The 21,828-nt window shown below is 46.6% G+C and carries 19 protein-coding genes; 13 read left to right on the top strand and 6 right to left on the bottom strand.

The window, feature by feature from the left end:
* Positions 1-232: 232 nt before the first annotated feature.
* The 13 genes from WKJ03_RS04575 to WKJ03_RS04515 are packed head-to-tail and all read left to right on the top strand — an operon-like array spanning position 233 to position 14,637.
* The gene (locus tag WKJ03_RS04575) at positions 233-1,516 is read left to right on the top strand and encodes an oligosaccharide flippase family protein (protein WP_337840986.1); all 1,284 of its coding nucleotides are present in this window, start codon (positions 233-235) and stop codon (positions 1,514-1,516) included.
* Positions 1,513-3,093, top strand: a complete 1,581-nt coding sequence (locus WKJ03_RS04570) for a GMC family oxidoreductase (protein ID WP_337840985.1) — start codon at positions 1,513-1,515, stop codon at positions 3,091-3,093. The genes WKJ03_RS04575 and WKJ03_RS04570 overlap by 4 nt, the downstream gene beginning before the upstream one ends.
* A complete protein-coding gene (locus tag WKJ03_RS04565) occupies positions 3,093-3,962 on the top strand; it encodes an aldo/keto reductase (RefSeq protein ID WP_337840984.1) in 870 nt (289 codons plus the stop codon). The genes WKJ03_RS04570 and WKJ03_RS04565 overlap by 1 nt, the downstream gene beginning before the upstream one ends.
* Before the next feature lie 7 nt (positions 3,963-3,969).
* Entirely contained in the window at positions 3,970-5,289 is a 1,320-nt protein-coding gene (locus WKJ03_RS04560; RefSeq protein WP_337840983.1) for an O-antigen polymerase, read from the top strand.
* A complete protein-coding gene (locus WKJ03_RS04555; protein ID WP_337840982.1) occupies positions 5,286-6,326 on the top strand; it encodes a glycosyltransferase in 1,041 nt (346 codons plus the stop codon). The genes WKJ03_RS04560 and WKJ03_RS04555 overlap by 4 nt, the downstream gene beginning before the upstream one ends.
* Entirely contained in the window at positions 6,323-7,438 is a 1,116-nt protein-coding gene (locus WKJ03_RS04550; RefSeq protein ID WP_337840981.1) for a glycosyltransferase family 4 protein, read from the top strand. Before WKJ03_RS04555 ends, WKJ03_RS04550 begins: the two co-directional genes overlap by 4 nt.
* A complete protein-coding gene (locus tag WKJ03_RS04545) occupies positions 7,413-7,961 on the top strand; it encodes a putative colanic acid biosynthesis acetyltransferase (RefSeq protein WP_337840980.1) in 549 nt (182 codons plus the stop codon). The genes WKJ03_RS04550 and WKJ03_RS04545 overlap by 26 nt, the downstream gene beginning before the upstream one ends.
* A complete protein-coding gene (locus WKJ03_RS04540) occupies positions 7,958-9,208 on the top strand; it encodes a WcaI family glycosyltransferase (protein ID WP_337840979.1) in 1,251 nt (416 codons plus the stop codon). Before WKJ03_RS04545 ends, WKJ03_RS04540 begins: the two co-directional genes overlap by 4 nt.
* A complete protein-coding gene (gene gmd / locus WKJ03_RS04535; RefSeq protein WP_337840978.1) occupies positions 9,201-10,322 on the top strand; it encodes a GDP-mannose 4,6-dehydratase in 1,122 nt (373 codons plus the stop codon). Before WKJ03_RS04540 ends, gmd begins: the two co-directional genes overlap by 8 nt.
* Before the next feature lie 3 nt (positions 10,323-10,325).
* Positions 10,326-11,285, top strand: a complete 960-nt coding sequence (locus WKJ03_RS04530) for a GDP-L-fucose synthase (RefSeq protein ID WP_337840977.1) — start codon at positions 10,326-10,328, stop codon at positions 11,283-11,285.
* On the top strand, positions 11,285-11,755 hold the full coding sequence (locus WKJ03_RS04525) for a GDP-mannose mannosyl hydrolase (RefSeq protein ID WP_337840976.1): 471 nt from the start codon (positions 11,285-11,287) through the stop codon (positions 11,753-11,755). Before WKJ03_RS04530 ends, WKJ03_RS04525 begins: the two co-directional genes overlap by 1 nt.
* Before the next feature lie 38 nt (positions 11,756-11,793).
* Positions 11,794-13,203: a mannose-1-phosphate guanylyltransferase/mannose-6-phosphate isomerase gene (locus WKJ03_RS04520; RefSeq protein ID WP_337840975.1), complete on the top strand. Its 1,410-nt coding sequence runs from the start codon at positions 11,794-11,796 to the stop codon at positions 13,201-13,203.
* 12 nt (positions 13,204-13,215) lie between these two features.
* Positions 13,216-14,637, top strand: a complete 1,422-nt coding sequence (locus WKJ03_RS04515) for a phosphomannomutase (protein WP_337840974.1) — start codon at positions 13,216-13,218, stop codon at positions 14,635-14,637.
* On the opposite strand, the gene WKJ03_RS04510 is transcribed toward WKJ03_RS04515, so the two are convergent.
* The 6 genes from WKJ03_RS04510 to WKJ03_RS04485 are packed head-to-tail and all read right to left on the bottom strand — an operon-like array spanning position 14,634 to position 21,496.
* Positions 14,634-15,416, bottom strand: coding sequence for a hypothetical protein (locus tag WKJ03_RS04510; RefSeq protein ID WP_337840973.1), 783 nt, complete (start codon positions 15,414-15,416; stop codon positions 14,634-14,636). The genes WKJ03_RS04515 and WKJ03_RS04510 overlap by 4 nt on opposite strands.
* A gap of 10 nt (positions 15,417-15,426) precedes the next feature.
* Positions 15,427-16,152, bottom strand: coding sequence for a CpsB/CapC family capsule biosynthesis tyrosine phosphatase (locus WKJ03_RS04505; protein WP_337840972.1), 726 nt, complete (start codon positions 16,150-16,152; stop codon positions 15,427-15,429).
* Positions 16,152-18,341, bottom strand: coding sequence for a polysaccharide biosynthesis tyrosine autokinase (locus WKJ03_RS04500; RefSeq protein WP_337840971.1), 2,190 nt, complete (start codon positions 18,339-18,341; stop codon positions 16,152-16,154). Before WKJ03_RS04500 ends, WKJ03_RS04505 begins: the two co-directional genes overlap by 1 nt.
* Before the next feature lie 2 nt (positions 18,342-18,343).
* Positions 18,344-18,871 (bottom strand): polysaccharide biosynthesis/export family protein, encoded by a 528-nt coding sequence (locus WKJ03_RS04495; RefSeq protein WP_337840970.1) that lies wholly within the window; start codon positions 18,869-18,871, stop codon positions 18,344-18,346.
* A gap of 32 nt (positions 18,872-18,903) precedes the next feature.
* Positions 18,904-20,085, bottom strand: coding sequence for an outer membrane beta-barrel protein (locus tag WKJ03_RS04490; RefSeq protein ID WP_337840969.1), 1,182 nt, complete (start codon positions 20,083-20,085; stop codon positions 18,904-18,906).
* Positions 20,086-20,098: 13 nt separating this feature from the next.
* Positions 20,099-21,496, bottom strand: coding sequence for an undecaprenyl-phosphate glucose phosphotransferase (locus WKJ03_RS04485; protein ID WP_337840968.1), 1,398 nt, complete (start codon positions 21,494-21,496; stop codon positions 20,099-20,101).
* Positions 21,497-21,828 lie beyond the last annotated feature (332 nt).

Below are 21,828 nucleotides of genomic sequence, written 5' to 3'. Positions count from 1 at the left end.
AGGCGATGTGATTGTTATCAATCGAGTAGTGACCGAGCCGGATGAGGTAAAAGAAAAGGTTTATACGCGGAATTTGTTTGGTAGTGATTAAATTTCGTGCCTCATAGGGGCACAATGGTTGCCTGTAACCTTATAAAGAAGTCACTGAGATATGAAGTAACAACAAGCTGTAGATATTTAAATCGCAACTGTTTAAAAATTATGTTGCAAACTGAGGCATGCTAGTCATTCAATGAACTCTCTAAAAAGTCGTTTACTCGGAGGCGCTGGGGCTTATGGATATGCCCAGATTGTCACAATTGGAACCCAGCTTGCAGGCGTTCCTATATTCCTGTCGTTTTGGGATATGGAAACCTACGGTATTTGGCTGATACTTTGTGCTTTTCCAATCTACATCGCTATTGCAGATTTTGGGGTGGCAACGATAGCAGGAAATAAAATGACAATGCTTCGTGCAAGCAATAAAAAAGCCGAGGCTAATGTTATTTTTCAAAGTGCATTGTTGATGTGTGTATTAATTGCTGTAGTTCTTTTTTTAGTAGCTATCCTCGGTGCATTTATTTATCAAAGTCTAGCCGAGACACCTTCCTTGTATATGACTCCATTATTGCTGCTAGTCGCAGCAGCGTTACTGGCGCTGGTTGGTAACCTATTCGATGCGTTGTTTCGAAGTGTTGGCCGATATGCTTTAGGAACTTTACTAGTCACAACGGCAAGATTGATGGAGTGGGTTTTTAGCATCTTCGGTGTATTTCTATTTGGTACGATTCAATCTGCAGCCATTGGTTTTTTTATTGGTAGATTGTTGATGACCTGTGTCAATTTCTTTATTGCCATAAGTACTTTAAAGGATTACCAGTGGACCTTCCGTTATAGTTCGGTAACCACGGTACGCGAACTGCTTAAACCTTCTCTGGCGTTTATGGCATTTCCTATAGGTAATGCGATTAACTTGCAGGGGGTCACAATGTTGGTTGGTTTGATGTTGGGGCCGGCGGCGGTAGTGATATACAACACTTATCGCACGGTAAGCCGTACTTTGGTGCAAGCAGTTGCATTAATAACCAAACCGGCTTGGCCTGAATTATCTGCTGCTTTTGGTGCAAAAGATTCAAATAAAGCAAAATATATTGTTCGACTTATGGGTGTGTATGCAACAGGTACAACCCTATTAGGTTGTTTTGTTTTATACGTATTTGGCGGAAAAATAATTTATTTATGGACCCATGGCCAAGTTATATTTGACAGTCAGGTTTATCTTTATGTGCTTGCAGCCGCTGCCGTGTCAGCGTTTTCGCAGGTGTTTGTTACACTTATTGTGTCCACTAATAACCATAAATATTTTTGCAAGTTTTTCCTTTTTTCATCAGCACTGAATTTTATTTTTTTATATACATTTGCCAGACAACTTGGCTTAGCTGGTATCGCGGCCATGATGCTTATCATTGAAGTTGTTTTGTTACTAAGTGCATATCTTTTTTCCAAAAAAGTTCAAGTAAAGGAGGTGTCGGTGTGATAGTGGATAGTAGCCAACAACCGATACAAATCGAAAAAGGAGCTTATGATGTGGTTATTGCTGGGGCAGGTGCTGTTGGTTTAACAATGGCGGTAACCTTAAGCCGTCGGGGCAAAAAGGTGTTGGTGTTGGAATCTGGCGGTGTAGGCTTTGAAGCAGAGTCGCAGGCGCAAAATATCCATACTTTAACTGGCTTACATCACTTTGGCATTGAAGAAGGTCGTGCGCGCATTGTGGGTGGGACAACAACCTTATGGGGCGGTCAAATAGTGCCGTTTGCCCCTATCGATTTTATCGAGCGTGATTGGGTTCAAAACAGTGGCTGGCCGCTTAGTTATATCGAGATGCAGCAGCACTATGCAGCTATATATCAGTTACTTGGCTTACCTCAGCATTTAAAAGGTGACGCTGATGTATGGCAACACCTCAATATTAAAATTCCACAGAACAATAATTTCGATATCTTTCTTACCCGTTGGTTAAAAGAAACCAATTTAAAGGAGTATTTTAAAAAAGACCTAACACAGTCTGACTTGCTGACTGTAGTAACTCATGCAACCGTGACCAATTTGTTTATGGATGATTCTGGTTGTCGTGTTGGCGAACTTGAGTACAGCTGTCGGGGCGGTGAAAAAAAGAAGTTAGCGTCCGATATTTTTGTATTAGCCAATGGCGCGATTGAAGCTTCTCGCCTCATGTTATGGATCGCATCGCAGAATGAAAATGTACCTTGGGCTTCAAACAAACTTGTTGGTAAGTTTTATCAAGATCACCTGGATATTCGTGCCGCACGAGTGCGCTTGATTGATGCTAAAAAGTTTGCTCGCTATTTTGATAACATTTTGGTAGACGGTTTTAAATTCCAACCAAAAATAAAATTCAATGAGACCGCGCAGCGAAGTCTGCAAGCGCTAAACATAGCAGCGTCATTTATTTTTGAATCATCGCTAAGCGAACAAATCGCAAATGTAAAATTGTTTATCCGCGCCTTGAGGCGCGGAGCGGTGCCACCAACAGGTGTAAGTTTGCTAAAAAATCTTGGTGCAGTCGCTAAGGTCATGTTACCGCTTGCAATCCGATATATTAGGGACCGGCGAATTTTAAATTTGCATGATAAAGGCATATATCTGAATTTGCATTGCGAGCAATTTCCAATTGTCGAATCGCAGATAGGTCTCGACTTCTCAAGACGAGATATAGTCGGGATGCCTGCTACTTTATTGAACTGGCAGGTAAGCGGACAAGAAGTCCGCACAATGCGGCAATTTTGTGAATTGCTGGACCAATGGTTACGTGAAGAGCAGTTTGGCTATTTGGAGATAGACCCAAGAATTTTACAAGAGTCACCCGAGGTGATTGCCGCTTGCACAGATACTAATCACCAATGTGGTGGTTTAAGGATGGCAACAACCAAAGACGCTGGTGTAGTGGATTCAAATTGTAGGGTTTTTGGGGTTGAAAATCTATTTATCGCTGGTGCAGCTGTATTTCCAACATCTAGTTATGCTAACTCGACTTTTCATGCCATGGCACTAGGGAATCGTATTTGTGTAAAGATGTGCGAGGAGCAAATTTAATGACAACGCAGTCCTTATCATCCGATTTTACAAAGCGTATAGGCTTTGGGTGTGGCAGGTTAGTAGGTGGGTCTAGTTTTAAAGATAGCGCTTTTCTAATTGAAGAAGCAGTTAGATTGGGGATATCTTATTTTGATACAGCACCTTCATATGGCCTGGGAACGGCCGATGATGTATTAGGTGAAGTTCTTTGCGGTGATGAAAATTATGAAATCGCTTCTAAAGTGGGTATTTCTCGCCCGAAATCTGCAAGTACATTATCTTTTCTAAGAAAGTTTGTTGGGCCATTGGTCAAACGCTCTGTTTACTTGAAGCGTATGGCTGGTAATTATATAAAAACACAAAGTAGTAGAAATGAATTTGATTCAGGTGTTTTGCTTGAGTCATTTGAGGATACGTTACTTAGGTTGAAAAGGCGAAGTGTTCAAAGACTGTTTCTTCATGAAGGAGTTGATAAAGAATATCAGGGAAATACAATCGATTTCTTTAATCAATTAGTGCAAGGGAATCGTATAAAGCACTTTGGGCAGGCAACATCAGGAACAGTTTTTTCTCCATATTTTGGCGACTTAATTCAATTTTCAATATTAAGTGATTTACATAAGGCGAGATTGAACTACAAGTTCGTATCTGCGCATGGCGTATTTAGGTCTAGCTTAAATGATGCATCCAGAAATATTCTCCATGATAATGTAAATAAAATGATGAATATTGAAAAATCTATACTGCCTCGCGATTGTGAAAATATTGCTAAGTTGCTTCATGCTTTGAGTTTGGAAGGTGTTGATAAATTAATAGTTTCGTTTAAATGTCCTGAACAAATGAAAAGAACACTTTTTGTTGTAAATGAGATTTTTTGTTCACGATGATGTCTGAATGCAAAGAGTGGGGGTAACATTGGAGTCTGTATTACTAATTTTGGCTGTTATATCTCTGTGCTATCCAGTGCTTTTTTACTTGCATAATAGTCATTTTGAATTTGCATTTTCTTTTGCTGGGAATTACTTTATTATATTGCCGCTTTTTTATCTGATTGCTTTCTCTCGCATTCCGATAACCTTTGACTTTTCGGATACAATAATATCCACAATTTATGTTGGTCGAGACTTTTCTAGTATATTGGCTATGCTTTTTTATTGGCTTGTTTTGAACCAAATAATGTTTAACTCCAGAAATTTATCATTTCATAATAAATTGTTTTCAAGGGGTGGGCAATTTGATTTTAATTTGTCATTTAAGTTTTTTTTGATTTTTGAAATATTGGCTTTTTACCTATATACTGCATCAGGCTTGGATGCTGGTGATGCACATTGGGCTCGAAGTAAAGAGTTGTACATTGAAGAAGCAGGGACTTCTGCTGTAATTACATTGTTTTTAGTTGCTGGTTTTAGATACATTACAGTGTGTCTTTTGTTTTTGAATGTATGGAGCAATTACCGAGTCATTCAAAGCTTTGTATGTATTATTTTACTGTGTGTAACTGATACATATACAACAGGTAATAGAATAACTCTTTTGGTGTTCTTGTTTATGTTGTTTGTCTTTCTCCTAAGGTCGAGGCATTATAAAGCTATATTATTTTCGGCGCTTGCGATGATTCCCCTTGGTTTTTTTATGACTATTTTTCGAGTGTTAAGATCGCAGCTTCATTCTGAAGACAGTGCTATAGATGGTTTCATAAAAGGGTGGGATCTAGCAGTTAATAACATTGATTTCAACGAGGATATTGTTTTCGAGTCGATGTCAGGTATTACTGAGTCTATTAACTTTAATGTACTAGTGAATATATTCTCCATTTTCGGCAACGAGCAGAGCCACATGTTAGGACTCAGCTACTTTAAAACATTGGTTTGGTGGATACCGCGCTCCATCTATCCCGATAAGCCCGAATCTATCACGGTTGAGGTCGCTGGTGTTTTCGCGCCATACGCTGATGTCGCGTTGATTACAACTGCCGTAGGAGAATCGTTTATAAATTTTGGATATTTTGGAATGGTGTTGTTGCCTATTTTATTTGTTTTTTTTAAATCTGTAGTTTCATTTTTTATAGAGAATGAAATTCTGAGACAATTGGTTTATATGTGTTTCGGTTTTTTAATGTTTAGGATGGCGTACTCTGATACATTTATTTATTTTATGTTTGGTTGTGCGGCTTATATATTTTTATCTGCTAAATATAAGGTTAAATCATCTTGAATATATATAGTGTTGCTATCATCCAGCCTGTTCTGACTAAGTACAGGGACCCTTTGTTTAGGAATTTATCCAATATTTTTGGCACTCATTTGACAGTCTTTGCAGATACAGCTTCTTCGGACTTTGGGCAAATGGACGGTTATGCTTATGAAGTAAAAAAGGCTGGCTTTTCGCGAGTTATGAGGTATTTTTTAAAGCCAAGAAGTGGTTTTTATAAGGATGTACTTAATAGTAGATTGATTGTGCATTTTGCTGATTTTAAATATATATCTTTATGGTGTTTGATTTTGGTATGTTTTTTCTCAAATAGAAAAATATTCCTTCACGGCCAAGGAGGCTACAAGCGCAAAGGGTTGTTGCATAAGATAACTTATAATATTATTTTAACCTTGAGTGATGGGTATATTTGTTACTCGGAATTTTCGGCGTTTCATTTGAAATCTGTAGCTGCGAATTTTTTGCATCGTAAGATATACGTGGTCGATAACTCACTGTATTTGCAATCAAAAAGGATATTCGGTGGTGATGATGTTTTATATATAGGCCGTCTTCGCACAGGATGTGGCATTGAACTATTACTTGAAGCTGCGTTGACTGTTGATTTGAATGTACGGGTGATAGGCGGTGGTGACCATGGTTTCATCTCTGAACTTAAGAAAAAATATAGCAACTTGATTGATTACGGGACCGTATTTGATGAGGCGCAGCAGTTTGAAATAGCAAATGATTGTTTTGTTGGTGCCTATGGTGGCGATGCAGGATTAAGTGTTGTTCATTATATGTCTTACGGTCTGCCTGTAGTTGTTCACAGTAACTTATATAAGCACATGGGACCAGAGCCAAGTTACATTAAAAATGGTGAGAATGGCCTTACCTTTGAACGTGGCAATGTACATAGCCTTGCCAATGCACTGCTTACTCTTAAAAATGATAAGGATTTGCAGCAGAAATTAGGTTTAGGCGCCTTAGAGACGTTTAAGCAGCTAAATAATCCGCCGATGCATGAAAAATTTGCCAAAATTCTGGGCCTGATATGATTTTGTTTCTGGTAGATATGCCAAAGCCCACGCATGGCATGTCGAGTATTAATCAACAAATGTGGCGTCTTTGCCAACAACAGGCTATTGAGTTGCAGTTGATTAATACAGTGCCATCTTTTGCCGCTGCTCTTTTTCATACACGTTGGTGGTTTGTGATTAAGTGCCTGTATAGCTTGTTAGTCTTCTTTCGCTTGGGCTGGTGTTTATTGTTCAACAAACCCGCTGTGGTATACCGTTCAATTAATGGTGGCGTAGGCCAGTTTTTTGATCTGTTTTTTTTGTTATTACTGCGGCTAAGTCGCAGCCAGGTGGTGTTGCATCATCATTCATTTAGTTATTTAAACCGGCAATCGAGCTTATTTCGCTGCGTGTTAAGCTTGCTTAAACCTACTGACCGACACTTGGTTTTAGGGCTGCCTATGGCTAACCGGCTTGAACAGCTGTATGCGGTACCGGCAAGAAATGTACATGTTCTAAGTAATCTGAGTTTTTTTAGCAAAGCACCTAACACGCAAGCTTCACCTGGTGGGATGCCTCAAGTTGTCACCTTAGGTCATTTAGCTAATCTGTCGTTTGATAAAGGCCTGCGTACTTTTGTCGATGTTGCTGTGTTATTGCAGCAATCAGGGGTGAAGGTGCAGGCTAACCTCGCTGGGCCTTATTCCTCCGCCGATGTTGCCGCTTATGTATCGTTACAAACAAAACAGTATCCCTTTATCCGTTCCATTGGGCCTGTTTACGGCGAGGATAAACAGCAGTTTTTTGCTGCCCTTGATTTGTTTGTGTTCCCAAGCAAGTACGTCAATGAGGCTGAACCTTTAGTGTTGTTTGAAGCGGCTCAGCATGGGGCGCTATTGGCTGGTACGGACCGTGGTTGTATGGCTTCGCAGATCAATATGTTCGGTGGTTTTTGTTTTGCTGAAGATATCGCCGCAGTTGATGTCGCTCAACAGATTAAACAACTGATTTCTAGCGGGTTACTGGCAAGTGAATGCAAAATTTCAAGGCGTAGTAGTTTTGCCGTAGCGCAAGAGCAGGCACAACTAAGGTTGCAACAGATTATTGGTTTTTTCAGAGCGGGTTATGTACCAGAATCTTCAGCAGTTTAAAGTACCGGCCGGTTTTCGCGGCAAAAGTGCGGTGGTCGTGCAATTGTGGTGGCTAGTGCAAGCTACTTTGTTTCGCTGGTCGCCGCAGTTTATGTATGGCTGGCGGCGGTTTTTATTGCGCTGCTTTGGGGCAACCGTCGGCAAGCAGGTCATTATCCGACCTACAGTGACTGTTACTTACCCATGGAAGGTCAGTATTGGCAACTACTCATGGATTGGCGATGACGTGGTGTTATATAGCCTCGGGGAAATTCGTATCGGCAGCAACTCGGTGGTATCGCAAAGAAGTTATTTGTGCACCGGTTCGCATGACTATCAAAAACAGAGCTTTGATATTTACGCCAAGCCCATTGTCATTGCCGACCAGGTGTGGTTAGCAACTGACGTTTTTGTTGCGCCCGGCGTCACTATTGATGAAGGCGCCTTAGTTGGTAGCCGCAGCTCGGTATATCAGGATTTACCTGCCGGTATGATTTGTCTGGGTAGTCCGGCAAAACCGGTAAAAGTCAGGGAAATGACATGAAATTTTTACTTTATAGCATTAATTACGCTCCAGAACTCACGGGCATCGGGAAGTATAATGGTGAACTTGCGCCAATGCTTGCTGACAATAATTTAGCTACTTATGTGCTTACGGCCCCACCTTATTATCCGGAGTGGCAAATCAAGGGAGATTTTCATAATAGTTACTCGCTCTCAGAAGGCGATAATGGCGTCACTATTTACCGCTGCCCTCTTTATGTGCCTGCAAAGGTTACAACGCTCAAGCGTCTTGTTCATTTGTCTTCATTTGCTATTACGTCGGCGTTCCGTTTATTCAGCTTGTGGCGCTTAAAGCCTGATGTGCTTTTTTTGGTGCAACCTACCTTATTTTGTGCGCCTTTTGCACTGTTATTCTGCAAGCTGCGTGGCACTAAAAGCATTTTGCATATTCAGGATTATGAAATAGACGCCATGTTCGGTTTAGGGTTAGGCCAATCAGGTTTTATTAAAAAGACAGTGAAGGGCATCGAAAACTGGTTGATGAGTAAGTTTGATGTGGTGTCGTCTATTTCTTACTCCATGCTGGACAATGCCAGGAAAAAAGGTGTGCCGGAAGAAAAACTGCTGTTTTTTCCTAACTGGGCTGACACTCACTTTGTTCATCCAGACGTGGATGCGTCTTCTCTGCGCTGGGAATGGGGCTTTACAGCAGACGACAAAATAGTGCTGTATTCTGGAAATTTGGGGCAAAAACAAGGGCTTGAAATAGTACTGGATGCTGCTCTTGCCTTTAAAGACCAACCTCATATTAAGTTCGTCATTATAGGATCAGGTGCTTATCGCGATACCTTGGAGCAAATGGCGTCAGAAAAAGGTATCAGTACTATTCAGTTTAAACCGCTGCAGCCCTGGGAGCTGGTACCACAAATTCTGGTGATGGCCGACGTGCATTTAGTGGTACAGAAAAAGGGCGTGGCCGATGCCGTATTACCCTCAAAGTTAACCAATATTCTTGCTGCAGGTGGCCACGCTTTAGTCACTGCTGAAGAAGATACAGAACTTGGCAAAATTTCTGCATTGTACCCCGGTATCTATCAGTTGGTGGAGCCGGAAAACCCTGCTGCCTTTATTCAGGGGTTATCTGCACTGCTGGCACAAGACACCAGGGCTACAAACCAAATTGCGCGCCACTACGCGGTGGAAAACATTAATAAGGATAAAGTGATTAACCGCTTTATTCAGAATTTGGAACAGATCACTAAATCAGGGAGTTTGAAAAATGTCTAAAAAAGTAGCGTTGATTACTGGTGTCACAGGGCAGGATGGTTCCTATCTGGCCGAATTTTTACTGGAAAAAGGTTATGAAGTGCATGGTATTAAACGCCGCGCTTCGTTATTTAATACCCAGCGGGTAGACCATATTTATCAGGCGCCTTATGTCACCAATAAAAACTTTATTTTGCATTATGGTGATTTAACCGACACGTCCAACTTAACACGTATTATTCAGCAGGTTCAGCCAGACGAGGTGTACAACTTAGGTGCCCAGTCACATGTAGCTGTGTCTTTTGAATCACCGGAGTATACGGCAGATGTAGATGCTATCGGTACGCTGCGTTTGCTCGAAGCCATCCGCTTTTTGGGGCTGGAAAAGAAAACCCGTTTTTATCAGGCGTCTACGTCTGAGCTGTATGGTTTAGTGCAGGAAATTCCACAAAAAGAAACTACACCTTTTTACCCGCGTTCCCCTTATGCCGTTGCAAAAATGTACGCCTACTGGATTACTGTCAACTACCGCGAAGCTTACGGTATGTATGCCTGTAACGGCATTCTGTTTAACCACGAGTCACCTCGCCGGGGTGAAACCTTTGTTACCCGTAAAATTACCCGCGCCATTGCCAATATTGCTCATGGTTTAGAGCCATGCCTGTTCCTGGGGAATATGGATGCACTGCGTGACTGGGGCCATGCTAAAGACTACGTGCGCATGCAGTGGATGATGCTGCAACAAGACAAACCGGAAGATTTTGTGATTGCCACAGGCAAACAAATTTCGGTGCGTGAATTTGTGCGTATGTCGGCAAAAATTGCCGGTATCAGCCTGGAATTCAGCGGCGAAGGCGTGAATGAAATTGCCACAGTCACAGCGGTCGATCACAGCTACGCACCGGCCGTTAATGTGGGCGATGTGATTGTTAAAGTCGACCCGCGTTATTTCCGTCCCGCTGAGGTTGAAACCTTATTGGGCGACCCGTCTAAAGCCAAGCAAAAGCTGGGTTGGGAACCGGAAATTACCGTTGAAGACATGTGTGCCGAAATGGTGGCGGCCGATCTGAGCAAAGCCAAACAACATGCTTTGCTGAAGAAACATGGTTACGACGTTTCTGTCTCAGTGGAGTAAGGCATGAAAAGGGTATTTATTGCAGGCCATAATGGCATGGTCGGGTCGGCGCTGGTGCGGCAGTTAAGCGCCAGGTCAGATATTGAGCTGGTTACCCGCTCAAGGCAGCAACTGAACCTGCTCTGTCAGGCTGACGTGCAGGCTTTTTTTCAGGCGGAACACATTGATGAAGTGTATCTGGCTGCCGCCAAGGTAGGGGGCATTGTTGCCAACAACAGCTACCCGGCCGAATTCATCTACGAAAACCTGATGATCGAAAGCAATATTATCCATTCTGCCCATATGGCCGGAGTTCAAAAGTTGCTGTTTTTGGGGTCCAGCTGTATTTACCCTAAACATGCAGAGCAGCCAATGACAGAGCAGGCGCTGTTAACCGGCGTACTGGAGCCGACCAACGAGCCTTACGCCATTGCCAAAATTGCCGGTATTAAGTTATGTGAAAGCTATAACCGTCAGTATGGCCGTGACTATCGTTCTGTGATGCCCACGAATCTGTATGGCATCAATGACAATTTCCACCCACAAAACAGCCATGTTATACCGGCGCTGTTAAGGCGATTCCACGAGGCAAAGCTGGCGGGCTCTGCTGAGGTGGTTGCCTGGGGAACGGGCAAGCCTATGCGCGAATTTTTATACGTTGACGAAATGGCTGCTGCCAGTGTTTATGTGATGGAGCTGGCCCCGGCTATTTACCAACAGCATACAGAGCCTATGCTCAGCCACATTAATGTAGGTACAGGCATCGACTGTACTATTCGGGAGCTGGTGGAAACGGTTGCAAAGGTAGTGGGTTTTCAGGGCGCTATTGTGTTTGACAGCAGCAAGCCCGACGGCACGCCACGCAAGCTGATGGATGTCAGCCGTTTAAAGGCATTGGGTTGGCAGGCCAGTGTCAGTCTGGAACAAGGGTTAGCAACTACCTATCAGTGGTTTTTGGCAAACCAGCATAATTTCAGGGGCTGATGGTGTTTCTTGAAAAAGAGCAGTTTCTGCAGGTTGTGGCCGCGACACCACTGGTGTCGGTGGACCTGATAGTCCGTAACCCTGCCGGCCAGGTATTGTTGGGGCAGCGGCTGAACCGGCCTGCACAAGGGTATTGGTTTGTTCCCGGTGGCCGCATTTGCAAAGGTGAGGCGCTGGCAGACGCATTCAAACGCCTGACCCTGGCAGAACTGGGGCAACAGCTCGATTATACAAAGGCCCGCTTAATCGGCGCTTTTGATCATTTTTATGCTGACAGTGTATTTGGCAACAGCCCTTCTACCCACTATGTCGCCTTGGGGCATGAAGTTTATGTGGAGCAACTTGGCCAGCTACCGCAGGAGCAACATGATGCCTATCAATGGGTTAGCGTAGAAGAATTATTAAACCGGCCCGATGTGCATCGGCATACTAAATTGTATTTTCTGTCAGGAGCTGACGGGGCGTTGTAATAGTTGACGCTACTCTGAGCAAGAAAAGGAGAGTTAAGATGTTTATTCCAGTCATCATGGCCGGTGGCTCCGGTACGCGTTTATGGCCTTTATCAAGGGGAAATTACCCTAAACAGTTTATTCCGCTTTGTGGCGAGCACAGCATGCTGCAGCAAACCTTGTTGCGTCTGAATGGATTAAAGCATCACCCAGCTTTGGTGATCTGTAATGACGACACGCGTTTTCTTGCCGCTGAGCAGCTTCGGCAGTTGGCTCAGCCAAGCCAGGTGATGCTGGAACCGGTAGGGCGCAACACAGCACCAGCCATAGCACTGGCTGCATTGGAAGCCGTTGCTCAGTATGGCGAAGACACAGTGCTGCTGGTGCTGGCGGCGGACCATGTCATTAAAAACACCGGGGCCTTTCATCAGGTAATAGCAACTGGTGAGCAACTGGCATTGCAAGGCAAGCTGGTTACCTTTGGCATAGTGCCTGACCATGCGGAAACTGGTTATGGCTATATTCGCCGTGGTGAACCGGTAAACAGCAACCTTGCATACCAGGTTCAGGCTTTTGTTGAAAAACCCAATGCAGCGACTGCGCAGGCCTACCTGGATTCAGGCCAGTATTACTGGAACAGCGGTATGTTTATGTTTACTGCAGGGCGTTACCTGAAAGAACTGGCGCAGCACAGGCCCGATATTCTGGCGGCCTGCCAGGCGGCTATGGCTGAAAAAACCAAAGACCTGGACTTTATTCGTGTTGGTAAAGCTGCCTTCACAAGCTGCCCGGATGATTCCATTGATTACGCCGTGATGGAAAAGATCGCTGACGCTGTGGTATTGCCGTTGGATGCTGGCTGGAATGACGTAGGCGGTTTTTCTGCCTTATGGGACGTGGCCGAAAAAAATGAACAGGGCAATGTGCTGAAAGGGGACGTTCTGGTGCACCAGTCGTCCAATATTTATGCCCATACCGAAGACAAGCTGATTACTGTGGTAGGGGTGTCTGATCTGGTGGTGGTGAATACCAAAGACGCGGTGTTGGTGGCTCATAAAGATAAAACCCAGGACGTAAAAAAAATTGTCGACCAGCTTAAACAGGCCAACCGCTCTGAAGTTACCTTTCACCGTGAGGTGTATCGGCCCTGGGGTAAATACGATTCTGTCGATAACGGCCAGCGTTTTCAGGTGAAGCGTATTACCGTCAAACCGGGGGCGAAACTTTCAGTACAAATGCACCATCACCGCGCCGAGCACTGGATTGTGGTGTCGGGTACGGCACGGGTCACTATTGATGGTAGAGACCAGTTAGTGACTGAAAATCAGTCTGTGTATATTCCGGTTACCGCAGTACATGCACTGGAAAACCCGGGCAAAGTGCCGCTGGAGTTAATAGAGGTGCAGTCGGGCAGTTATCTGGGAGAAGACGACATAGTGCGGTTTGAAGACAGGTATGGCCGCAGTTAAAGGAATAGCAGCATGACAACTCTGGTTAGCAATAAAGTAATTGGCGGCAGTGGTATTCAGTTTGGCACCAGTGGTGCCCGTGGCCTGGTGGTGGATTTTACGCCTGAAGTTTGTGCAGCTTTTAGCCTGGCATTTTTGCGCGTAGTGCAACAAAGTTCTTCTGTTGAGCGTATGGCGCTGGCCATAGACAACAGGCCCAGCAGCCCCGAAATGGCTGCGCATTGCGCCGCTTTATTGCAACAGCAGGGCATAGCTGTCGACTATTATGGCGTGGTGCCTACCCCGGCTTTGGCTTATGCCGCTATGCAGCAAAAAGTCCCAGCCATTATGGTTACCGGCAGTCATATTCCTTTTGATCGCAATGGCTTGAAGTTTTACCGCCCTGAGGGCGAAATAACCAAGCAGGACGAGCTGGCCATGTTAAGCCAAGCCGCCGAATTCAGCTGGCCGTTGCCGCCTGTTTCACTGGCTGTATCTGGCTATGCGGCCAGCGCCTATCAGCAACGTTATCTGCAGTGGTTTGCTGCCGATCTTGCTAAAAATCTGCGGGTTGGTGTGTACGAACATTCCAGTGCCGGGCGGGACATTTACGCCCCTCTGCTGCAGCAATTCGGTGCCACCGTCATAGCTTTAGGGCGGTCAGACTCTTTTGTACCTATCGATACTGAAGCCGTGTCGGCTGAAGACGAAGCCAGAGCAAGGCAATGGGCAAAACAGCATCAGCTGGATATGATTTTTTCGACCGATGGGGACGGCGACAGGCCGCTGGTTGCCGACGAAAAGGGCCAATGGTTTCGTGGCGATATATTGTGTTTACTGGCGGCAAAAGCGCTGGGGGTGGAAGCTCTGGCCGTTCCGGTCAGTTGCAATACAGCTATTGAAGGCTGTGGCGCTTTTAGTCAGGTGACACGCACTAAAATTGGTTCGCCTTATGTGATTGCAGGTTTTGAGCAGCTGACAAACTACCGCAAAGTGGCTGGTTTTGAGGCCAATGGCGGCTTTTTGCTCGCGTCCGACCTGCAGGCCGCAGAACGTTTGTTAAAAGCCTTACCCACCCGCGACGCCTTATTGCCTTTCCTCGCTATAGTGCAGCTGGCACAAGGTAAGCCTTTGTCGTTGTTGCTAAATGAGCTACCGCAGCGTTTTACTGCCAGTGACCGTATTACCAATTTTGCTACTGAAAAAAGCAAAGCTTTGCTTGTTGATGCACAAGCCAATATTGATGGCTTTGCCGCCCGGTTACAGTTGAATTCTCCAGTTGTTTCAGTCGATACCACGGATGGTTTACGACTGATCCTTGAGAATGCGGACATTGTGCATTTACGGCCTTCGGGGAATGCGCCGGAGCTGAGGTGTTACGCGGAATCTGATTCCAACGAAAAAGCCCGCTCCTTGGTACAACACGTTCTTTGCTGTGTCTCCAGCCTGGCTTAACGCTTCGGCTGGCGACAAAAACTGTTGTGTACCAACTGCTGTTGTTGCTGATTAAATTCAGCTTTACTGGCTTGCAGGTAGTTGCAGGCCAGGTTTGTCAGTCCTGAACTCTTGGTAATAGTGACCACCTCGCGAAACCCACGGTAATTACTGGTCACCGAACGTTTTAACGCTTCCAGCGTGCTGGTTTTTTGCCGGATATTCAAATGGCGCCAATTGGCGAAACCCACGGCAAGTTGGCGTAAAAAAGTTTCGGGTATAAAGCGGCCAAATTTTTCGGCGTTCTCAAGTTGGGCAAAAGCGTCCGTGACCCTGAATTGGGTGACACCTAAATAGTAGGCATAGTCAGCATAAGCATTAGGCCAGGTTGGGCGCAGGGCTATGGCTTGTCGGTAATAGCTTTCGGTTTGTTCCAGCTGTTTGCTGGTCATTAAGCCGCCATACCAGCCCCATTCGTTTATTTTGGCTTTTATTAATAAATAGTGGGGGTGAGTGGGGTGCAGTTGTACGGCCTTATCTATGGCGGTTGACGCCTCTTGCCAGCTTTGTTCGGTAAAGAGTTGTTCGTTTTTAACCCACAGGTCCAGGTAATGGTTGGCTTTAAAATACCAGGCGCTGGCCAGGCCCATATTCACCATATGCCAGCACAGCAGGCCAGCCAACGCTAATGCAGGCAGCGCCAGTATACGGCTGCCTCTGTTGCCGTATTCGGTGTTCTGGGGTTGTGCTGTGCTGCTTCTGCGGCGCCTGGGGGTGAGTCTGAAGTCAGCGGCTGGCATGTTGGGTCCTTTAACTGAAGTGAAAACGGCTGATTTGCGCAGGTTTGTCCTGGGTTAACAACCCGGCATAGTCGTCACCACAGAGTTGTGAAATAGCAGCTCTGGCTTCGGCCAGCTTGGGTGGCCTGCGTTGCAGGCTGTGGCTGTCGGTGGCCACAATGTCAAAGGCTCGCTCTTCCAGTAATTGCAGTGCTGTGTGCTGGCTGGCTTCGCCCATGTCACCCAATACAGAGCTGGCTGTCAGTTGTAACAGGCAACCAAAGCGGCGAAAAGGCAGCAGTTTTTTAATGTCTTGCTGAATATCACGGTTACGTTCCGGGTGAGCAATCATCGGCAAAATTTGTTTGGTCAGCAGCCATTTTACTAAACGGTCAGCACCGGCTGGCACATGGCTGTGCGGAAACTCCAGCAGCAACACTTTATAGCCCTGGTATTCACCTAAAAAGGGCAACAGGCCACTTTCGGCCCAATAGGGCAGCTCGGCACACAGCCGCACTTCGGCGGCGGCGGCCAGTTGTATGCCAAGGCCTGCAGCTTTGGCCTGTTGCTTCAGCTCACTCAGGCCCTGCTGAATAATGGCCTGAGTGTTGTCGAAATAACCGGGGTTAATATGCGGCGTGGTCACTACATGGCTGATGCCATTTTGCTCCGCCAGCCGCAGCAGCTGCAGTGCCTCTTCCATGCTGCGGGCACCGTCGTCAATGCCCGGAATAAAATGGCAGTGCAGGTCGTACATCAGCTTTGCTCGCTGCTGTAATAGTGGTAATAGCCATAGTGGCTGTAATCGCCGTAACTTTGTGCCACTTTTTTCATATTCACTTTATTCAGTATTACGCCATACAGGTTGTTTTCGGTTTGCAGCAGTTTGTGAATGCCGCTTTTAATCGCGCCTCCTCGGGTCTGGTCGGCTGCAACAACATAGAGTACGGCGTCTGCTGTTTTGGCAATGACCAAAGCGTCGCTTACCGCCTGCACTGGAGGCGTGTCAATTATAACTCTGTCGTAGCGCTGGGCCAGTTGCTGCAATAATTCGGCAAAACGTGGTGAGCTTAATAACTCCAGCGGGTTAGGTGGCACATTGCCGGCTGGCAACAAGGTAATGCCAGATTTCTCGTCCACCACCAGGCAGTCGTCCAGCTGTTCTCGGCCGGCTATTAAGTTGGCCAGGCCCGGCTGGTACGCCGGTAAACCAAAACGTTTGGCCAGGGTAGGGCGGCGCATATCGGCGTCAATAATCAGCACTTTTTCCATTTGGCCAAAGGCAAAAGCCAGGTTTACTGCGCAGGTAGACTTGCCCTCAGAAGGCACAGAAGACGTTAGCTCAATCAGCTTCAGCTGTTTGTCCAGTGCCAGTAAGGTCAGGCTGGTTCTTATACTGCGCACCGATTCGGCATATTGTTTATGCCCGTCGTCGAAAAAGCTGTACAGCGGTAAGTCGGTATTCTTTTTGTGCGGTAAATCGGGCATAAAACCTAAAGTGCGCTGGCCCAGCAGGTTTTCCACTTCGTTGGGCGATTTTATAGTGTCGTTTAAGGCGTCCAGCACAAAGGCCAGCATCATGCCCAGGCCCAATGTTGCCACAAAGGCCAGCACCACAATCAGTTTACGTTTGGGGGCCACTGGCTCTGTGCCCGGTACGGCGCGGTCGGTAAAACGGGCAATGGCCGAGTTAAAGTCGCTGGTTACTTCGGTTTCTTTTTGCCGCGCTAAAAAGGTTTCAAATAACTGACGGTTGGTGGCTACTTCACGCTCCAGCCGTTGGTAGGTGGTTTCTTTAATACTGGTGTCCTGGTACTGGGTTTTGGCTTTGGCCAGTTCAGCTTCCAGTACCAGTACGTTTTCCTGCACCGAGCGGGCTTCGTTTTCTATGCCCGACACCAGCTTTTTAATCTGGCCGCGCAGGTTGTCGGTCACGGCGGTCAGCTCGCTTTTGGCGGCTATCAGTTTAGGGTGCCTGGGGCCGTAAATTTTGGAAAGTTCAGACACTTTCTGCTCTGTGGCTGCCTGCAGGGTTTTAATGTCCTGCACGCCTTTATGGGCAGTAATTTCCGGCAGGCTTTCCAGCTGCTCCATATTGTCAATGCCGTACTGGCGTATTACCCGGATAAAACCGTCCACCTGGGCTTTGCGCGAACGGGCTTCGGTGAGCTCGTCAGACAACCTTTCCAGCTCTTTGGCACCTAAACCGCGCACACCTTCTACGTCAATTAAACCTTCTTTTTCCCGGTAAGCCTGCAGGCGGGCTTCCGAGTCGTCCAGTTGCTGGCGCAGCTCGCCCAAGCGGCCACCTAACCAGTTGGCGGCCTGTTGGGTAATGCCCAGTTTGGCTTCCAGCTGGCTGTTAATGTATTCATCACCCACTGCATTGGCTACCTGGGCAGCTAATTCCGGGCTGTAAGTGGTAAAGCTTATTTGCACCAACTGGGTTTTACGAATGGGGTTAATGCTGAGCCGTTCGAGAAACTCATTCACCAAGCTTTCGCGCTGCTTAAAGGCAATTTGCTCAGGGGTTAATTCGGCTTCCGGGTTTGGAATAAAGGGCACTAAATCGCGCAGCCGCTGCATTAAGCCGGGTTTTACTTCAAAATCCGGGTGGTCTTTTAAGCTCAGTTTGTCCACCACTTTTTCGGCAATGGAGCGCGATTTTAAAATTTCAAACTGGGTGAGGTAGTATTCCTGCTGGCCAGAGTTAATGCCGTACACCTCTTCAATAGACACCGCCTTGGCCTGCTGGCTTTCAATCAGCAGGGTAGCGGTAGAGGCATATTTGCTTTGAATATTCAGCACCACCAGCACGGTCAGCACTGTCACCAGCACCGCCAGAGTCAGAATGCGCCATTTGTGAATATTGATAATGCTGATGTACTTGCGCAGATCAATCACGTCCTGCTGTTGCGGTACCGCTGCTGTGTCCATTACTGCCATAGTTAGAAGAATCTCTGCTCAATTGTCACTGTGTCGCCGGGGTTTACTTTGGTGTTCAGGTTGGCGTTTTCCTGCCGGCTTTTACTGGCTTCGCGGGTGATAAATATTTTTTCACGCGACGCCCGCTCGGTCATGCCGCCTGCCAACGCCACGGCCTGGTTCACTGTCATGCCGGGTTTGTAAGGGTAACCGCCGGGTTGTTTTACTTCGCCATGAATAAAAAATGGCCGGTATTCCACAATACCAACAAACACATTGGGTTCAACAAAATAGTCACCCTTCAGGCCGTTATACACCAGGCCTTCCAGCTTTTTAATGGTTAAGCCTTTGGCGGTAATTTCGCCTAAAAAGGGGTAGTTAATTTTGCCGCTGTCGGTTAGCTGGGTTTCGATGGTTAATTCAGGTTCGCCAATGACCTGAATGATAATTTTGTCGCCGGGCCCTAATAAATAACTGGCGTCTTCCTGGGCCACAACCCAGGAAGACCAGCTAAAACACAGGGCAACAATAAGTACTACGAGTTGTTGCATAAAACGTTGATGTCCTTTTGTTTCGCCACAAATTACAGTGAGAAATCAAAGTTAAGGCCTATAACATTGCGGTCGAACTTAATGCCTTCTACGGACGAGGTTTTGTCGGTGACTGTGCCGTACAGGCTGACATCCATAAAACGACGGAACGCATATTTCACACTGGCGGTGTAGGAATCGTTTTCGTCTTTCCGCACTAAGCCAACGTAATCTTCTTCCATCCGGTTGTAAGACAGGTTGGTTTGAACCGATTCGCTCCAGTTATGCGACCAGCCCACAACATAGGTGGTTTCTTTAATGTAATCGCCGCCTTGCAGTGGGTCTTTGGCTTTACGGCCTGTGCCCACATTAAAGCTGGTGTACGACAGTGGCGACCAGTTGGCGTTAACTGTCCAGGCCACACCGCTGAAGTCTTCGCGCTCTTCATCGTCAAAGTCTTTTTTCTGGTAACCAATTTTGGCTTCGCCAGAGGTCAGCGCACTAATTTGCCACTCGGCACCCAGTTTAACATTGGTGTCTTTGCTGTCGCGTGGGGCGTCCGGGTCGACAAAGTCGTAGCTGATGTCGTCTACGCTGGTTTCCAGTACGGCCGTGGTGCCTGACTGGGTGTCGTAGTAAAAGTTCACACCACCTAACAGCGAGTCGTAATCGCGGAACTGCGTCACTTCACGCTGGTTCATGTATTCCTTGTTGAAATACTTTGCGCCTACCCGTATACGCGCTGGGGCGGCTTTGGCGCCATATTCGTAATAACCGGAAACCGTCTGGCTGTTTAACCTGGTAGGTTCGTCCTGGTCGTTATTTAAGCCTTCGGTAATACCTGTACCCCGGTCTTCATGGCCCCACACCAGGTCAGCTTTTAAGTTGAGTTTGCCTTGCTCTGACAGGCGGGTGTCAAACAGGCCACCAAGAGAGGTGTCAATAAAGTTGTCGTCGCTGCTGTCGAAGTAGGTGCCACTATAGACGCCAGCGCTGAACTCATACACTGTCACGCCATCGTCGGCGCGGGCTGTGAGCGACGGCACCACTGTTAATACCCAACTGTCAATTTCGTTGGCGTTGGCACTGGTGACGTTGTCGTCATACTTCAGGCCTGTAGTTAATAAAGGCGTGATGTCGAAGCCAGATTCAGTTTGAATAGATTGAGGGTCAACCGCCAGTACCTGACTGCTGGCACAGGCCAGGGCAACCATAATCGCCAACTTGGATTTCATAGAGAGTCCTTTTTTAGTAAACATTTTTTCCGGTAAAGCCGCGGAAAAAGGTTAAAAACACAATTTTTGCATCCCACCACAGCGACCAGTTTTTGATGTAAGCCAGGTCGTACTCCACCCGCTTTTCCATCTTTTCCAGTGAGTCGGTTTCACCGCGCCAGCCGTTGATCTGTGCCCAGCCGGTAATGCCGGGTTTTACTTTGTGGCGCAGCATATAAAACGCCACCAGCTTGCGGTATTCCTCGTTGTGGGCAACAGCGTGGGGACGGGGCCCAACCACCGACATGTCGCCAATCAGCACGTTGATAAACTGCGGCAGTTCGTCCAGCGAGGTGCGCCGTAAAAAGCCACCCAAGGGGGTAATGCGGCTGTCGCCTTTGGTGGCCTGAACCACTTTATGGCCGTTTTCCTGCACTGTCATACTGCGGAATTTATAGACCTTGATTGGTTTGCCGTCCAACCCGTACCTGTCTTGTTTAAATAACACAGGGCCACGGCTTGTTGCTTTAATTGCTATAGAAATCAATAACATAGGAGCGGCAAGCAACAGCAGGGCAATGGAGCTGACCACAATGTCGAAGCTGCGCTTCAGCCAGTCGCGGGCGCCAAAGTAAGGCGATTCGAATACGCTCAGGGTTTCAACATTGCCGACGCTGCCAAAGCGGGCGTGCATGAGGTTGTACAGCAGGAAGTCGGGCACTAAATGCACGTCGACCGTGGTGTCGCCCAGCCGTTGAATAATGTCGGCAATGCGTTTGTCAGCAGACATGGGCAGGGTTAAATACAGCTTGTCGATGGTGCCACGGCGGGCCGCGTCAACACAGTCTTCCACTTTGCCAAGCATGCGCTCTGAGCAGCTGTAGACACGCTCTGGCGTTCTGTCGTCATAGATGCCACAAAACACCAGGCCAAGCTCAGGGCGTTGGTTAATTTCATTGATCAGGCGATCTGCATTTTCGGTGCAGCCCACAATGGCAACCCGGCGGGTGCTGATGCCTTTTTTATGCAAGGCGTTTTTAATCATTCGCCCGCAAATGCGCCAGATGGCCAGCTGGCAAAAGGCAATGCAGCCCCAGCCACCCACCACCAAACGCGAAAAATCAGATGTAATTTTAAAGGCCCAGGTGACAACCAGCATGGCGCTGAATGCCACAAACAAACAGGTAGCGACCAGCCAGATGCTGGTGCTCAGACGGTTAACACGCCATGACCGGTACAACTGAAGAGATTCAGCCGTATAGAGGTAGGCCACCAACACCATCAGCAACAACACAACATAGTTGGTTGTGGTGATTTGGTCTTGCAGCTTCAGACTGATATACAACGCAACGCTGATGGAAGCGATGTCAAAAAATCTGTTTATAAAGCAGGAACCGCTATCTTCTGCCTTGAAACCGGGTTGAGTGTTCATAGTTACGTCCTATTAACTACAGGTCTGCGCCTTTTTGGTGCGCAGAGGAGTTAGAGTTTACACTGTGAAAAATTTAATACAATTAGTAATTCGATTAAATTTTACCCGTGCCTTATAACGGTAACTGGTAAATATGACACCGTCTTTACGCAGGTTTGATTAAAAACTCTTAAAAATCAAACAGGTGAAAAATTTTAACTTGTTGCAGTTTTTATCATATTTCTAGGGCGATTTTGGGGGTGGCGTTATAATGGTTGATTTTTATACTGTTTTTATCCCGTAATTTTTCTAATTTGAGAACAGCTGTCCTTATCAGAACCGCTTCAGATGAA

The sequence above is a fragment of the Rheinheimera sp. genome, from assembly GCF_037442525.1.
Taxonomy (GTDB): domain Bacteria; phylum Pseudomonadota; class Gammaproteobacteria; order Enterobacterales; family Alteromonadaceae; genus Pararheinheimera.
The sequence above is the reverse complement of the archived record's forward strand: the minus strand, read 5'-3'. Positions and strand labels throughout refer to the sequence as shown.